Origin of the sequence: Pseudomonas sp. R2-37-08W (assembly GCF_003851705.1) — a bacterium.
GTDB lineage: Bacteria > Pseudomonadota > Gammaproteobacteria > Pseudomonadales > Pseudomonadaceae > Aquipseudomonas.
Genome location: NZ_CP027728.1, coordinates 5,160,675 through 5,176,481 on the forward strand (window position 1 = coordinate 5,160,675; position 15,807 = coordinate 5,176,481).

Sequence of the window (15,807 nt, forward strand, 5' to 3'; positions counted from 1 at the left end):
CGGGTGGCAACATGTGGCGTGCCATCAATGATGCACATCCATCCCCAAGCTGGCCCAAGGCACTCAGGATCAGACCATCAGCGTCCTTCGATTAACTCCCCGAACAACTCCCTGACCTTGACCTTGGCATCTGCCAGCGCGGCTCGGCCTTCATTGGTAATCTCGTACATGCGTCGCTCGCGGCGCCCGGTGCGCTCATGGTGCGAGCGCAGGTAACCCTTCTTTTCCAAGCCGTGCAGCATCGGATACAGCGTGCCCGCGCTAAGCTCGTAGCCGTGGTGTCGCAACTCCTCAATGATGGCCAGCCCGAAGATGGGGGCCTCAGCGGCGTGGTGCAGGATATGCAGGCGGATCAGCCCGCCGTAGAGGTCTTTGTCGGTCATTCGCAGCCTCTCACAGGGCAATGCTCAACAGCCCGCCCAGGACACCGCTGCCCAGCACGACCAGCCACGGCGGCAGCTTCCAGAACATCAACGCCACCAGTGCCACGAGGGCTAGGCCAAAGTCTTGCGGGCCATGAATCGCACTCGTCCACACCGGCTGGTAGAGAGCAGCCAGCAGCAGGCCGACCACGGCCGCATTGATGCCCAGCAGTGCTGCCTGCGTGCGCAGGTTACGGCGCAGGTGCTCCCAGAACGGCAAGGCCCCCACCACCAGCAGGAAAGACGGCGCAAAGATTGCCAGCAGGCAGATCAGGCCGCCAAGCCAGCCAGTCGGTGCTTGGTTCATCGAGGCGCCGAGAAAGGCTGCGAAGGTGAACAGCGGCCCCGGCACCGCCTGCGCCGCGCCATAGCCCGCGAGGAATGCGTCGTTGTCGACCCAGCCTGATGGTACGACCTCAGCCTGCAACAGCGGCAGCACCACATGCCCGCCACCGAAGACCAGCGAGCCGGCGCGGTAGAAGGCATCCACCATCGCCAATGTCTGGTTCGGGAACGCAGCTGTGAGCAACGGCTGCCCAAGCAGCAGGGCAAAGAACAGGGCCAGCCAGAACAAGCCAACGCGACGCCGCACTCTGATCGGTAGTGGATCATGGGCCTCGCCCTGCTGTGGTTTGAACAGCAGTAGGCCGACGATGGCTGCAAGGATGATGACACTCACTTGCCCCCAGGCAGAGGGTACGAGCAGCACGAAGCAGGTCGCCGCTGCCATGATGGAAATACGCGGCGCATCGGGACACAGATTGCGCGCCATGCCCCAGACAGCCTGGGCGACCACCGCCACGGCCACCACCTTCAAACCGTGCAGCACGCCAGCAGGGATGGCATCACCATAACTGGCGATGCCGAGTGCGAAGAGGATCAGGGCAATTGCGGAGGGCAAGGTGAAGCCCATCCACGCGGCTAGTGCCCCGGCGTAGCCGGATCGAGACAACCCGAGCGCAATCCCGACCTGGCTACTGGCTGGCCCCGGTAAGAACTGGCAAAGGGCGACAAGATCCGCATAGCTGCGCTCGCTCAACCATTGTCGACGCACCACGAACTCATCGCGGAAATAGCCCAGGTGTGCGATTGGACCGCCGAAGGAGGTGAGCCCCAAGCGGAGGAAGATCAAAAAAACAGCCCAAGGGCTACGGTCAATCTTGGTGGTTTCAGTCATGGTAATTACTTGATCTGTGACAGGGCTGGATGGAATCCTCGATCTACGATAGCGTAAATCGATAATTGAGATCGATCCTCATGGAACTCGTTCTGATCGGCGTTGCGGCACTGCTGGCTTCCGGACTGACGTTGCTCTCTGGCTTCGGCCTAGGGACGGCACTGATGCCAGTGTTTGCCCTTTTCTTCCCCTTGCCGCTCGCTATTGCGGCCACCGCCGTGGTGCACTTCGCCAACAATCTTTTTAAGCTCGGGTTGATGGCCCAGCAGGCTGCTTGGTCGGTTGTGGTGAAGTTCAGCGTGCCGGCTGCCTTCACGGCAATCCTGGGTGCAGGCTCCCTGACGTTCTTCGACCAACTGCCGCCCCTCTGGCACTACAGCATCGCAGGCTCAAGTTTCGAAATAACTACAGTGAAAGCTGTCATCGGCAGCCTAATCATGCTGTTCGCATTGCTTGAAATGTCCACGCGGTTTCAAACGCTGGCCTTTCCTACGCGCTGGCTTCCTATAGGTGGGGCGCTTTCGGGTTTCTTTGGCGGCCTATCGGGAAACCAAGGGGCATTGCGTTCGGCGTTTCTGCTAAAAGCGGACCTGTCTAAAGAATCGTTCGTGGCAACAGGAGTGGTTTCGGCAGTAATCGTTGATGCCGTGCGTCTCGCGGTATATGGCAGCGTCATCTTTGTGGGGCAACTCTCGCAAGCTCAGACTCTTGCACTTCCCGTTGCAGTTGGGACGATCTGTGCATTCATTGGTGCTTTCTTGGGCAAGCGTATGTTGCAAAAAGTCACGTTTCGCACGGTGCAGCTTATCGTCGCCGGAGCTATGTTGGGCATCGGTGCCGGGTTGACTATAGGTCTGCTATAGGCAATTGAACGCTCAAAGGGATGCCTGTTCATCTGCCGATACCCTGTTGAAAAAATAGCCTTCTTCCACCACTCGTAAGGAGTATTCGCAATGACTAAGCATTCTGACGACTTTATAAAACTGGCCAACGAGGCCAGACAGCGCATCACTGAAGTGCCCCCTGTAGAAGCCCGAAAGAAAGTCGCCGAAGGGGCTTTGTTGCTAGATGTCCGTGACAAGGAAGAGTTCGAAAAGAGCCACATTGAGGGCGCCGTCAACATCAGTCGCGGTACCCTTGAGATGCTAATTGGCGAAATAGCGCCTGATAAACGGGCACCCATTGTCTGCCACTGCGGGGGCGGTAACCGGGGTGCGCTGGCAGCCGATACCTTACAGAAGATGGGTTATACCCAAGTGGTCAGTATTGAGGGTGGCCTCAATGCATACAAGGCTACGTACGAAGACTGATGCTTGAAAATTCGATTTTGATGGTTGCAACCGGCTTCGGTCTGGGTTGGTTGCCATGGGCACCCGGAACCTTCGGCTCGATACTCGGCTTGCCACTGGCCTGGTGGTTGATGCGTTTTTCGCCAGGCCGGCAGATTGCTGCGATTGCCATCCTTTTGTTGGTGGCAATGCCAATCTGTCACTTTGCCTCATTGTGGCTGGGTGGTGGGGATATCCCCGGCATCGTTGCAGATGAGTACTTAGCGTTTCCTATCACAGTGATCGGGCTCGCAGTGAAACCGCGTCTATGGATGTTAGGAGCTGCCTTCTTATTATTCCGGCTATTCGATGCGACGAAGCTACCCCCCATCACTTACATCGAGGATATCGGCGGAGGGTTAGGCATTGTGTTAGACGATGTTATGGCAGCCATCTATGCCTGGATTGTGCTTGCCGTGGGTATCGCCTGGGGTCGGCGCTACCATCGCCGATGATGAACAAAGAAAGCCGTCCGAAGGCGGCTTTTCCTGGCGCGATTTCTTCTCTCTCGATTACTTCTTAACCGCCTGCAAGTAATCCTTGTCCGCCTTGCCAATGGCTGCTACTGGCCGACTCTTTTGAAAAAGTCGGCTCTTCCAGACCGCCTGCATACTGACCGTTGAAAATGCCTTTTTTGCGCGCTGCTACGCGAAATCTGAGCCTGGAATCCTCTGCTCAAATACAAAGATTTTAATCTCAAGCGCGTACTTTCTACCGTGGAATGAATGGCCGACTGTTTTCAACAGAGTCGGCCGATTTTTGCCTGTCGCCACCGTTTGCTTTGGGTCGAGCTCAGCCAGTCATGGAGATCATGTGCACTGGTCAAGTCGGATGTAAACGGTTGGTCAAGTCGAACGAAAACAGGTGGTCAAGTCCACGCAATTACTCATCAGACACCGAATTGGGGTGGGGTAAAGCTTACACGGAAGAAATCACTCGAATTTGAGTCAGGGGTAGCTCACGGGTGAACGCTATCGCTCAAATTTGAGCTAGGGATGGCTCAACCGTGAACGTTATTGCTCAAATGTGAGCTATGGGTGGCTCACCCTCCCAAATTTGAGCAAGGAGGGCTCAATTTCAGTCATCATCGTTTATGAAGCTTGCGCAGGCTCAACAAAGCGTGGACTCGCCCAAATTTTAGCCAGTTTCCGAAAGAATCCATTCACACTCACCTTTCACCTGATCCATAAGGGTTTCCAAAGCTGCAGAGTCTTTGATTGTGTATGCAATCGCCAAAACGGTCAGAGGGTGAACATTCAAAAATGCAGCAAGATCTTCGACTTTCTCAATGGTCGGACACTTCAGCCCCCTTTCGAGGGAGCTGAGATAGGTCCTGCTGCTGATTACACTAAAGTCTTCCTGGCTCATCCCCCTTCTATTGCGTATGAGTTTGAGAGCCGTTCCGAACGCAGGCTTCAGTTCCATGATCCATCCTAAAATGAAACATGAAGCCTCCGAGAACCCTATAGGGCTACAATCTATAGGACTCATTTTGCCAAGGAGCGTTTCTCATGTTCATCACCCCACGGTGGGCGCTTCTTAGCGAGCACGGTTCAGAAAGCGACGCGCTCCATTGGACTGCAGTCGAGCACACTCTCAATCTCCCATGGTTTTACCTAAGCCTGCTACGCGTCATACCGACCGGTACTAGAAAATCGATGATCCAGATAATGGATCCGACCCTCCTATGCAGACTAATACAGACAAGACCACCACACACAGTGATTGAAACAATAAAACTTGTTAGCCCAGATTATTTAAATGGGTCAGGAGACTGGAAGATGGAAACATTAGTAGAGCTAACTATTTATCACAGCAGCGCCTACGGCACCATTGAGGCATACTCAGTTGAAGGTGATAAAACTTACTATCTACCAGACAACCATATATCGGCTACAGACTTAATATCCAAGGCGACAGAAAAGCAGATCATATACAAAAAAAACACTATTTGAATCACATTTAGATGCGCAATGGTGCCATATCTATTATTTATATTTGGACCGACTTCCAAGTCTCAATACTGACTGCATCCAGGCGCCTGCCAACCGCATTTCCTTACGCAATGATTCCAACTCAACGGGGGTGAGTGTCTGTGATTGCTGTGAAATACAAATAGCTTCAACCTTTTCACTAGAAGAGCATAGACGTCTAACTGTTTCCGTTGTGCAAAAAACGTTTCCTTCGCGCCAACTGGAAATATATTTAAAAAACATCATATTTCATCCCTACCCAATGCATGCTTGCCAAGCTTACACCCTCCGTCTACCACTGCAAATTCAACCGAGAGATTTCAGCCTCGTAGAATCCCCATTGAAATCTGATCTTGATCAATCCATGGCAGCGCAAATAGACCTTAATTGGACTACCCATCCACACTAAGTCGCTCCATATAATTTAGAGAAAAGTCATTTTCACGCGGCTAAAACACTAATCGGTATTAGCATCCGAGCTCCCCACTGGAGGAATGGGGCTATCAAGGTGCTTAAGGATGCTCTCCGTGGTACGCAGGTTTGGAAGCCCCTCTCGCGAACCGCCAGACATATCAATGCCGCTCATCTGAGCGCCAAACCTTACCCTGATGTTGTAGGCTATTTGCTGCCATCTCAGCAGCCATTTGGCTTCACGATCCTTGTAGGTCTGTAGCTCCCTCTCAAGCTGCGCAACCCGAAGCACCAGCTCGTCAGCGCTCCGCGCCGCATTTTTCTGTTTAGCAGCCAGGCCACCTGCAAGAGACGCCTTGGCAGCGTCGAACGCAACCTTGATTTCAAGACGAGCATTCAAAGCCTGGCGCGTGAACCCAAACTGGTCTTCAAGCGTCTTCCACCGCAGGCCCGAACCCAGCTCACCTAAACCCCAGCGATCCAATTCCCTTACGATAGCTTTGACATCCCCCGAGTCCATCCTCTTACCAAATTTGCTCATGGCTGTGCTCCAAGTGCTTTCGCTTTGATGGCTTCAGCGTCCATCTGCAAATCAACCAGCATGGCGGTGAGGGTTTCGATTTTCTTCTGTGAATGGGCCATCCATTGGTGGCTCTCGCCCTGCCTATTCGATTGAGACTTGGTTATCGCATTCTCGTATTGAACGACCTCGATCTCGAAAGCGCGCACTACGCCTGCTTTCTTACCGTCGTTATCCTTCTCCCAGGAAAAATCCGAACATTTGGCATGGCATTCGAGATGATTCGGGCAAGGCGATTGCGACAGGTTACGCGTACACATACCGGTCCCAAGCTCATGGACTCCGGTAATCTTAGCCTTGAGATAAGCATCTTTGTACTCAACAGGAAGTTGGATGTAGTTGTCGGCCACCACTCCGCCAATCTTGCCTTCTCGAATTTTTTCTTGATAAATTAATGCTCTCTTTTCACGGGATGTGTGCTGATAAGCCTTTGTGTCATTTGCATACTTCCGCCCAAACCACTTAGTTTGTACGTAATCGCTCATTCCACCGTCATTCAAGAGAGTATTAATGGTGTGTCTAAAATCGTGGCTTGAGAAGTCGGGTTTGACGTTGCTTCCACCGTACTCGGACGCAAGCGGCTCAAGATGATCTCGTATAAATGTCGTGAACATTGAGTGGGTGACTGGTGCGACCACACACACAGAGACGCCCCCGGAAGACATACCCGCGTATCGCACGAAGAAAAGATCTTCTTGGTAATACACCTTACCGCTGGTAGCGATCCGGACAGGATCATTCAATCGTGGGTCAAACATGCTCTTGCAATAGGAAACTAAGGCCTGCTTCGTGGTGAAGCGAGATGGCTTAGCTGGACGAATGCCCTGAACTGTCAGCTTATCCGGATCTGGAAACGTGAGGCCATTTTTCGTAAGCCAACCCGCTGGGCGCAAGACATTGAAGCTAAAACCCAAGGCTTCAAGGTCGGCAATGTAGAATCGATGATCTTCAGCAAAAGGTACGATCCAACGTAGATCAGGGCCACCAGTGATCCGCATCTCCTGCGCTGTCGACCTGGCAGCTCCGGTAATATCTGTTAGCTCAGCGATTACGTCCTCAACAATCGAAACGGCATCAGTAGGAAGCCATGTTCTGTCAATGGGATGAGAGTTATCTCCTTTGCTTGTTTTCATCAAAAAAAAGCGTAAGTATTTTCTTCCTTCCGAGTCAAAGCCGACCCCCTGCAACGGCAGTGTAGCGATTTCGCTAAAACGCCTTCCAATGCACGCCAACAAAACGAGCATCAGGATGTACATCCGGTACTTATGGTTGCTCGGTACATGTTGGTACAGCAAACCAATAAGCTCAAACACCTCCAGGTTGATGAGTCGGTCCCCGGAGGTCTGTTCCAGGTTTTCAGGTGCGTCCAATCGTTTTTGAGCTGCACTACCGGCGTTTGCAGGGCGCTTCAGCCCAGAGTACTTATATTCAAACCTAACATTACAAAGCTGATTAGCGTCGCAATGCGCTGCGAATTCGTTTATAGCCTTATGTAGGTTATAAGCGGTTGACTCTTGGTAATCACTCGAAATGATCCTACATGCAGAATCTAAGTCTTCGGGCATCAGCTTTGATAACGGACGACTCGCTCCGCCTACGCAGTGACTTATATAACTTATGGCAGTTACAAATGTTTGCTGGTTGCTAATTTTTTGATTTGACCGGTGCGCCCGCAAACAAAAAAGAGATTTCGCCACAGCAGCCCAATCGCCTTCCATGGGCTGTTCGCCGATGTTAGGCGCGTGCCGAAAGTAGATGCTAGGAGAGCCAGAACGTTTAGCCGACAGTATTGTCATGGGGCCGGCTGTAAACTTCCACTTCGGCTCATCCCAGACAATACTTTCAAAACCGAGCATGCCGAGCATCTTCGCCTTTTCCACCAAAAGCGATAAGTTAGCGACACGATCTAGCTCAAGCTTGCTTAAGAACGCTGCTACCTTTGCCATTATGTTGCTCCCGCTTTAACTTCTTTGCATTTCTCAACAACTTGAGCTACAGCGAAGATGATTTCGTCGAGCTGGCTGGCTATTCGCTTGTCAGCGGACTGAAATTTCTCTTCGCGCTCACTTATCAAATGTTCCAACACGGCTTGATGATCAGCTTCAAGGTAAGCCTGAAACTTTGGACATTTGTAACAGGAATACGGAGGGTGCAAGGAGCAAAGTGAGTGTTTCCCACACACGCCCAAATCGATGTTCGGAGCAGTCTCAATATAAACAAACGGAATATGCTTACCTATGTCTCCTTCATTTACGGCTTTCTGCCCGGGCGCGATGAAATCACCCTTGAAGAAACGGAGAATCTGCGCGTAAGGACCAATTAGCGCCTTGTCTAATAACTCTACGATATTGCCAGCCAGGTCAAAATAAACCTGTACGTGCTGAAGATCAGTATGGTCAAGAATCTGGGCCAGCTGCCGCTGCGTTGCCCCATCTTTAACTAAGTTTGTTGCCAACGTGTAACGAAGACGCCTAGGACTAAGATGTATCAACATCTTGGTCAAAGGCGATACTATACGATGCCTTAGTACGAAATTTTGAAGCAGCGTTGCAAAGTAACCAGACTCGTAATTGAAATATGCATCGCGCTGGCCTGACGCGGCAGCTGCCGTATTGATGTTGTGATTGAAAAATAACGGCCTGTCAAAACCTACAGGATCAACTCCCATCCAATCGAACGGTTCAATATCACGATTGACGGCGATTAGGTCTTGAATATAAGGCGCAAATTCCGTAGGGAGTTGCACCTCAACGAAGTCATCCCGAGGGCTCAACAGTCGTTTTTTGATTCTTGGGTATCTTATTACCCAGCACGGCTCATCTAGTCCTGGAGCTACGTTGATCAGATCGCTTTCTCGCAGCCACGACAGGTTCGCCGGGTTTCTACCGTGAGCAATGAACAATGCCAGTGCAGCTCGCTGCTCGCACTCTGCGACATCGGCACAAGTCGTAGTTTGAAGAGCGTTGTAGAGTGGCTGCAATTCATAGATACGATGAAGTGGACCGGCATCTACGTCTTCGTTTTTAACCGCCTCCCCCTTGGGACCTCCGGGTATTTTGAGAGCTTCCAACACGCTGCCATATTCGGCATTGAAGCCTATTTCACTTAGGTACTGGCATCCCCAGAGATACCACGACTTAGCACGCGAGACTTGATATAGCTTATGGTCTCGTCTCGTAGTTGCTATCATTCGCTCGTAATAACTAACCAGCTCAACCTCAAAATCGGCAATTTCTTCCCGATTAAACTCAGGATAAGGCAAAAGAAGAAACCTATGACAATCTACCCAAGTGGTGTAAGCATAGCCCGCCGACGAGGTTCTCATCACATACACACAGTAACGCATCAGTGCATACCGAAACCTCAAATTACGTATACGTTGAAACTTAAGTGTAGCGTATCTGCCACTGGTCGTTGGCATGTGCCATTGTAAACCACTCGTGTCAACTACATGTCCTTCTCTGCTTATAACAGATTTAGGAATGGACTCCCACAGCTCAGCTTCATCAGGCTGAGGTCTAAACGCTTGACTCATCACTGGAGTACTCCAAGAAAGTTTCCATTAATGTATCATGATATTTAGATTGAACAGCGGTGGCCTGGCGAATGATCTCACCAATGATATACACCTCTTGAGAACGCACGCTACTATCACCCCTTAAGTACGCCAAAACCTGTTTACGCTCATCTTCAGGAACGCCACGCTCAGCCATTTCACGTTCAGTTCTACTAGAGTATGTATGCCGTAGGGCCTTAGGAGTTAGATTTGGAGGTAACGCTTGCTTGAACTTCTCGCGGATAATCTGAAAATAATTAGACACGCTATTTCCATGCAACGGGTCACCCTCATCTGAAACAATCAAATAGTTGTGATCTTTTCCAAAGCGCTCCATAACGCTTTCGCGATGAACTTCAATGTACTCTTCAATCAGGCGTATGAGCGTAGGCGTTTGCATTATCATGTCTCGACCATTCCGCTTGACTCTAGGCCGGGGGCTCCTTACATCATTCGGATCCGAGACACGCCTTAAGACACGCAGAGCAGTGACGCCACCAAACTCGACATCTCCTACTCTAAGAGTCAAAAGCTCTGCTGGTCTTAAACCAAAGGTCAGCATAATCATCACAATGATGAAGTTCCTAAATCTTACATGTTCGTTTAAGCCATACGCTTCTGGATTTCTAAAATCTACACACCAAATGAGAGCTGTTACTTGATGATCCCGCAGGCCTTTAGTAATAGATTTATTCTGAGGAGGATTATTGATTTCTTGATCGCTGAGAACTTTATCGACATGCTCTTTGTGTGCTTGAATTCTGAGAAGCGCGGGATCTCCAGACTCCATCGCCCCCATCTTGAATCGAAAACACCACCCCATGAATTGCCGCACAGTGATCAGGCGCAATTTATATGTCAGAGGTGACACGGCTACCTTCTTGCCCTGATTTATAGAAATCCCCCCCGCTTGCAAGGCGGGGACCTTCACCGCTATGCGTAGGTGCTCACAGAGACTTCCCGCTAACTCAGCCTCGGTAAACATGCGGTCACCAGCCATGCATGCACCAAGATCAATGCGAAGAGAATCAAGCCAAGCAAATAGAATCGCCAACTCCCTGAGGTTTCTCGTGAGAGTGTTAGGGCTTAGGCCTCGCCTTTGCAAGATCCACTCATTTGCAAGCGGAACCGGCAGGCCATCATCGTCAAGGAGGATTGGCAGGTTCAACCCAGAAGGATGTCGTACCATTTTCACATCCACAGCACACTCCTCCTTTACGTTTAGTAATGTAGACTTTTATCTCTACACTCCTCTCTTGTGTAGTTAAATTATTTGTAGCTTTACACCGGGCAAAAAAAAGCCCTCTTAGCTTTACAGCAAAGAAGGCTTTGGCTTACTCACGTAAGGTAATGATTTAGGTACTTAAACCCGCCGAGCCAATCAATCACCTTTACGCTTTGCTTTTATGTAGGTTAGAACGGGATATCGTCATCAAAGCTGTCGAAATCCGGAGCCGGCTGCGGCGCGGCCTGTTGTGGCGCTGGGCGCGACTCACGCTGAGGCTGCTGGCTTGGCTGCGGACGCGATTGCTGTGGACGCGGTGCCGAGTTGGACATGCCGCCCTGGCCCTGTTGGTCGCCCTGTGGACGGCCGCCCAGCAGTTGCATGGTGCCTTGCATATCGACCACGATTTCGGTGGTGTAACGCTTGATGCCGTCTTTTTCCCACTCGCGGGTCTGCAATTTGCCTTCGATGTACACCTGCGAACCTTTGCGCAGATACTCACCGGCGATCTCGGCAACCTTGCCGAACATCGACACACGGTGCCATTCGGTTTTCTCGACCTTCTGGCCAGTCTGCTTGTCGGTCCACTGTTCGCTGGTCGCCAGACTCAGGTTGGTCACGGCGTTACCGTTCGGCAGGTAGCGAACTTCGGGATCCTGGCCGCATGTACCGACCAATATGACTTTGTTAACCCCACGGGCCATAACGTTCTCCTAGGCTGGGCGCGCTGTCGGCACTGGGTTGACCAGTTGCTCGAGCGTCGCGCGATCCAATAATTCGGTGTCCAATTTGATGTAAATCGCAGCTTCTTCCGCGATCACTACTGCATCCGTTACTCCAACGACGGCCTTGAGGCGCTCGGCCAGGCCAGCTTCGCGCATCGCTTCAGGCGATAACGGCAGGCGCAGGCTCGTCACATACGGAGGTTCGCGCATGGTAACAGCAAAGGCCAGCCAAAGTGCAGCCAGCCCGGCGCATCCGAGGAACACAACCGACAAACCGCCATGCTGGAACATCCAGCCGCCCATGATCCCACCCAGCGCCGAACCGAGGAACTGGCTGGTGGAATACACGCCCATCGCCGTGCCCTTGCCACCGGCCGGTGAAACCTTGCTGATCAGCGAAGGCAATGACGCCTCCAGCAGGTTGAACGCGGTGAAGAACACCACCGTACCGATCACCAGCGCCCGCAGGCTGTCGCCGAACTGCCAGAAGAATAGTTCAGTGAGCATCAATGTCGCGACGGCGCCGAGTAAAACTCGTTTCATTTTGCGTTTCTTCTCGCCGTAGATGATGAACGGGATCATGGCGAAGAACGAAACCAACAGCGCGGTCAGGTAGACCCACCAGTGCTGCTCCTTGGGCAACCCGGCTTTTTGCACCAGGGCCAGGGGCAAGGCGACGAAGCTGCACATCAGCATTGCGTGCAACACGAAGATACCTAAATCCAGGCGCAACAGGTCCGGATGCTTGAGGGTCGGCAACAGCGCCTGGCGCGCGACGCCGGATTCACGGTGCTGCAGCGTGCCGGTAGAGCGCGGCACCATAAAGGCCACGATCACGATACCGAACAACGCCATGCCGCCGGTGGCAAGAAACAACCCATGCAGGCCGAACGCGCGCGTCAGCAGCGGGCCGACCACCATTGCCACGGCAAACGACAAACCGATGGTCATGCCGATCATGGCCATGGCCTTGGTGCGATGCTGTTCGCGGGTCAGGTCCGACAGCAGCGCCATTACCGCGGCCGAAATCGCCCCGGCGCCCTGCAGGATACGTCCGGCGATCACGCCCCAGATCGAATCAGACTGCGCCGCGAGCACACTGCCGAGGGCGAACACGATCAGCCCCAGGTAAATCACCGGGCGCCGGCCGATACGGTCGGAAATGATGCCGAACGGAATCTGGAAGATCGCCTGGGTCAGGCCATAGGCGCCAATCGCCAGGCCGATCAATGCGGGGGTCGCGCCGGCGAGATCCATCCCATAGGTCGCCAGCACCGGCAACACCATGAACATGCCCAGCATACGGAAGGCGAACACCAGGGCCAGACCGCTTGCCGCTCGGGTCTCGCCGCTACTCATGCGTTCGCTATGGGGATCGTGCATGGAAAAACCTCGTGTGAACCGGCGGCGATTCTACCAGTCCCATCGATTGAGGGGGTATATGCGGCGCTTTGCCGCGCAGCTTTCATGTAAGGCTGCAAGCGGCCTTTTGACAGTGTATATTCATCCAGTCTTTAGCCGTATACTCCGGCATTATTTACGCCCGCCGTGCGAGGCCATCTTGGACAAGATCCTGATTCGTGGGGCTAGAACCCACAACCTGAAGAACATCGACCTGACCCTGCCCCGGGACAAATTGATCGTTATCACCGGCCTGTCCGGCTCGGGCAAATCGTCCCTGGCGTTCGACACGCTGTACGCCGAAGGCCAGCGGCGCTATGTGGAATCGCTGTCGGCCTATGCCCGGCAGTTCCTGTCAATGATGGAAAAGCCCGACGTCGACACCATCGAAGGTTTGTCGCCGGCCATTTCCATAGAGCAGAAGTCGACGTCCCATAACCCGCGCTCCACCGTGGGCACCATTACCGAAATTTACGATTACCTGCGTCTGCTGTATGCACGGGTGGGTATTCCCCGCTGCCCGGACCACGATATTCCGCTGGAAGCCCAGACCGTCAGCCAGATGGTCGACCTGGTCCTGACCCAGCCGGAAGGTGCCAAGCTGATGCTGCTGGCGCCCGTCATCCGCGAGCGCAAGGGTGAGCACCTGTCGGTCTTTGAAGAGCTGCGGGCGCAAGGTTTCGTGCGCGCCCGCATCAACGGCAAGCTCTATGAGCTGGATGAAGCGCCGAAGCTCGACAAGCAGAAGAAGCACTCCATCGATGTAGTAGTCGACCGCTTCAAGGTGCGTGCCGATCTGCAGCAGCGCCTGGCGGAGTCGTTCGAGACCGCGCTGAAGCTGGCAGACGGTATTGCCCTGGTGGCGCCGATGGACGATGAGCCGGGCGAAGAGGTCATTTTCTCTGCGCGCTTTGCCTGCCCGATCTGCGGCCACGCTATCAGCGAACTGGAACCCAAGCTGTTTTCCTTCAACAACCCGGCCGGCGCCTGCCCGACCTGCGATGGTCTGGGCGTTAAGCAGTTCTTCGACATCAAGCGCCTGGTCAATGGCGAACTGACCTTGGCCGAGGGGGCGATACGCGGCTGGGACAGGCGCAACGTCTATTACTTCCAGATGCTGGGGTCGTTGGCGTCCCACTATAAGTTCAGCCTGGAGGTGCCGTTCAACCAATTGCCGGCTGACCAGCAGAAGGTCATCCTCAATGGCAGTGGTTCGCAGAATGTCGACTTCAAATACCTGAACGACCGGGGCGATATCGTCAAACGTTCGCACCCGTTCGAAGGCATCGTGCCAAACCTGGAACGTCGCTATCGCGAGACCGAGTCGGCGAGCGTACGTGAAGAACTGGCGAAATTCCTCAGCACCCAACCTTGCCCTGATTGTCGCGGCACTCGCCTGCGCCGTGAAGCGCGGCATGTGTGGGTTGGCGAGAAGACGTTGCCGGCGGTGACCAACCTGCCAATCGGCGATGCCTGTGAATACTTTGGCGTGCTCAAGCTGACCGGCCGCCGCGGGGAGATTGCCGACAAGATCCTCAAGGAAATTCGCGAACGTCTGCAGTTCCTGGTCAACGTCGGCCTGGACTATCTATCGCTGGATCGCAGTGCTGATACCTTGTCGGGTGGCGAGGCCCAGCGGATTCGCCTGGCCAGCCAGATCGGCGCAGGGCTGGTGGGCGTGTTGTACATCCTCGACGAGCCGTCGATTGGCCTGCACCAACGTGACAATGATCGCCTGCTGGGTACGCTGAAACACCTGCGGGATATCGGCAACACGGTAATTGTGGTCGAGCACGATGAAGACGCTATTCGCCTGGCGGATTACGTCGTTGATATCGGCCCGGGGGCTGGCATACATGGCGGGCATATTGTCGCCGAAGGCACACCTGCCGAAGTAATGGCTCATCCGGACTCCCTGACCGGTAAATACCTGTCTGGCCGGGTCAAAATTCAAGTGCCGGCCAAACGTACTCCGCGCAACAAGAAGATGGCCTTGCACCTCAAGGGTGCCCGTGGCAACAACTTGCGCAATGTGGACCTGGAAATTCCCCTGGGCCTGCTGACCTGTGTGACCGGTGTTTCCGGTTCGGGCAAGTCGACGCTGATCAACAACACGCTGTTCCCATTGAGTGCCACCGCCCTGAACGGTGCCACTACCCAGGAAGCGGCGGCCCACGACAGCATCAAGGGCCTGGAACACCTAGACAAGGTGGTCGATATCGACCAGAGCCCGATTGGCCGTACGCCGCGTTCCAACCCAGCGACGTATACCGGGCTGTTCACGCCGATTCGCGAGCTGTTTGCCGGCGTTCCGGAATCCCGCTCGCGGGGTTATGGGCCGGGCCGCTTCTCGTTCAACGTCAAGGGCGGTCGCTGTGAAGCCTGCCAAGGCGACGGCTTGATCAAGGTAGAGATGCACTTCCTGCCGGATATCTACGTGCCGTGCGACGTGTGCAAGAGCAAACGCTATAACCGCGAAACCCTGGAAATCAAATACAAGGGCAAGAACATCCACGAAACCCTGGAGATGACCATCGAGGAAGCCCGGGTGTTCTTCGATGCGGTTCCGGCGCTGGCGCGCAAGCTGCAGACGTTGATGGATGTTGGCCTGTCTTATATCAAGCTGGGGCAGTCGGCGACCACGCTATCGGGTGGTGAAGCGCAGCGGGTGAAGTTGTCCCGTGAGTTGTCCAAACGAGATACGGGCAAAACCCTGTACATCCTTGATGAACCCACCACGGGCCTGCACTTTGCCGATATCCAGCAACTGCTGGACGTGCTGCACCGCTTGCGAGATCACGGCAACACAGTGGTAGTTATCGAGCACAACCTGGACGTGATCAAGACGGCCGACTGGCTGGTAGACCTCGGACCGGAGGGCGGTTCCAAGGGCGGCCAGATCATTGCGGTCGGTACACCGGAGCAAGTCGCCGAAATGTCACAGTCCCATACTGGCTACTACCTGAAGCCGCTGCTGGAGCGTGACCGGGCCTGATTTATCGGGCCCAA

Annotated in this window: 14 protein-coding genes; 5 read left to right on the forward strand and 9 right to left on the reverse strand. The window is 53.8% G+C overall.

Going from position 1 to position 15,807, the window contains the following annotated elements; genetic code table 11:
- Positions 1 to 77: 77 nt before the first annotated feature.
- Together C4J93_RS23815 and chrA are read right to left on the reverse strand one after the other, a co-directional pair.
- Positions 78 to 383 (reverse strand): PadR family transcriptional regulator, encoded by a 306-nt coding sequence (locus tag C4J93_RS23815; RefSeq protein WP_124430595.1) that lies wholly within the window; start codon positions 381 to 383, stop codon positions 78 to 80.
- Positions 384 to 393: 10 nt separating this feature from the next.
- Positions 394 to 1,599 (reverse strand): chromate efflux transporter, encoded by a 1,206-nt coding sequence (chrA, locus tag C4J93_RS23820; RefSeq protein ID WP_177413541.1) that lies wholly within the window; start codon positions 1,597 to 1,599, stop codon positions 394 to 396.
- An 80-nt stretch (positions 1,600 to 1,679) separates the two neighbouring features.
- Here chrA and C4J93_RS23825 point away from each other — a divergent pair, with 80 nt between their 5' ends.
- The 3 genes from C4J93_RS23825 (at position 1,680) to C4J93_RS23835 (ending at position 3,382) form a co-directional block, all read left to right on the forward strand.
- Positions 1,680 to 2,462, forward strand: a complete 783-nt coding sequence (locus C4J93_RS23825) for a TSUP family transporter (protein ID WP_124430597.1) — start codon at positions 1,680 to 1,682, stop codon at positions 2,460 to 2,462.
- Between the two features lie 90 nt (positions 2,463 to 2,552).
- Positions 2,553 to 2,909 (forward strand): rhodanese-like domain-containing protein, encoded by a 357-nt coding sequence (locus tag C4J93_RS23830; protein WP_124430598.1) that lies wholly within the window; start codon positions 2,553 to 2,555, stop codon positions 2,907 to 2,909.
- Positions 2,909 to 3,382: a phosphatidylglycerophosphatase A gene (locus C4J93_RS23835; protein ID WP_124430599.1), complete on the forward strand. Its 474-nt coding sequence runs from the start codon at positions 2,909 to 2,911 to the stop codon at positions 3,380 to 3,382. Before C4J93_RS23830 ends, C4J93_RS23835 begins: the two co-directional genes overlap by 1 nt.
- Before the next feature lie 682 nt (positions 3,383 to 4,064).
- Here the strand turns inward: C4J93_RS23835 and C4J93_RS23845 are convergent.
- A complete protein-coding gene (locus C4J93_RS23845) occupies positions 4,065 to 4,352 on the reverse strand; it encodes a helix-turn-helix domain-containing protein (protein WP_124420951.1) in 288 nt (95 codons plus the stop codon).
- Positions 4,353 to 4,438: 86 nt separating this feature from the next.
- Here C4J93_RS23845 and C4J93_RS23850 point away from each other — a divergent pair, with 86 nt between their 5' ends.
- Positions 4,439 to 4,882 (forward strand): hypothetical protein, encoded by a 444-nt coding sequence (locus C4J93_RS23850; RefSeq protein ID WP_124430600.1) that lies wholly within the window; start codon positions 4,439 to 4,441, stop codon positions 4,880 to 4,882.
- Between the two features lie 475 nt (positions 4,883 to 5,357).
- Here the strand turns inward: C4J93_RS23850 and C4J93_RS23855 are convergent, their stop codons facing one another.
- The 6 genes from C4J93_RS23855 to C4J93_RS23880 form a co-directional block, all read right to left on the reverse strand.
- On the reverse strand, positions 5,358 to 5,852 hold the full coding sequence (locus tag C4J93_RS23855) for a protein kinase (RefSeq protein ID WP_124430601.1): 495 nt from the start codon (positions 5,850 to 5,852) through the stop codon (positions 5,358 to 5,360).
- The gene (locus C4J93_RS23860; protein WP_124420953.1) at positions 5,849 to 7,837 is read right to left on the reverse strand and encodes an integrase; all 1,989 of its coding nucleotides are present in this window, start codon (positions 7,835 to 7,837) and stop codon (positions 5,849 to 5,851) included. Before C4J93_RS23860 ends, C4J93_RS23855 begins: the two co-directional genes overlap by 4 nt.
- Positions 7,837 to 9,237 (reverse strand): tyrosine-type recombinase/integrase, encoded by a 1,401-nt coding sequence (locus C4J93_RS23865; protein WP_164485274.1) that lies wholly within the window; start codon positions 9,235 to 9,237, stop codon positions 7,837 to 7,839. The genes C4J93_RS23860 and C4J93_RS23865 overlap by 1 nt, the downstream gene beginning before the upstream one ends.
- 172 nt (positions 9,238 to 9,409) lie before the next feature.
- On the reverse strand, positions 9,410 to 10,648 hold the full coding sequence (locus C4J93_RS23870) for a site-specific integrase (protein ID WP_124420955.1): 1,239 nt from the start codon (positions 10,646 to 10,648) through the stop codon (positions 9,410 to 9,412).
- Between the two features lie 212 nt (positions 10,649 to 10,860).
- A complete protein-coding gene (locus tag C4J93_RS23875; RefSeq protein WP_003232445.1) occupies positions 10,861 to 11,376 on the reverse strand; it encodes a single-stranded DNA-binding protein in 516 nt (171 codons plus the stop codon).
- A gap of 9 nt (positions 11,377 to 11,385) precedes the next feature.
- Positions 11,386 to 12,780, reverse strand: coding sequence for an MFS transporter (locus C4J93_RS23880; RefSeq protein WP_124364611.1), 1,395 nt, complete (start codon positions 12,778 to 12,780; stop codon positions 11,386 to 11,388).
- Between the two features lie 178 nt (positions 12,781 to 12,958).
- Here C4J93_RS23880 and uvrA point away from each other — a divergent pair, with 178 nt between their 5' ends.
- Positions 12,959 to 15,793, forward strand: coding sequence for an excinuclease ABC subunit UvrA (gene uvrA, locus C4J93_RS23885; protein WP_124430602.1), 2,835 nt, complete (start codon positions 12,959 to 12,961; stop codon positions 15,791 to 15,793).
- Positions 15,794 to 15,807: the final 14 nt, after the last annotated feature.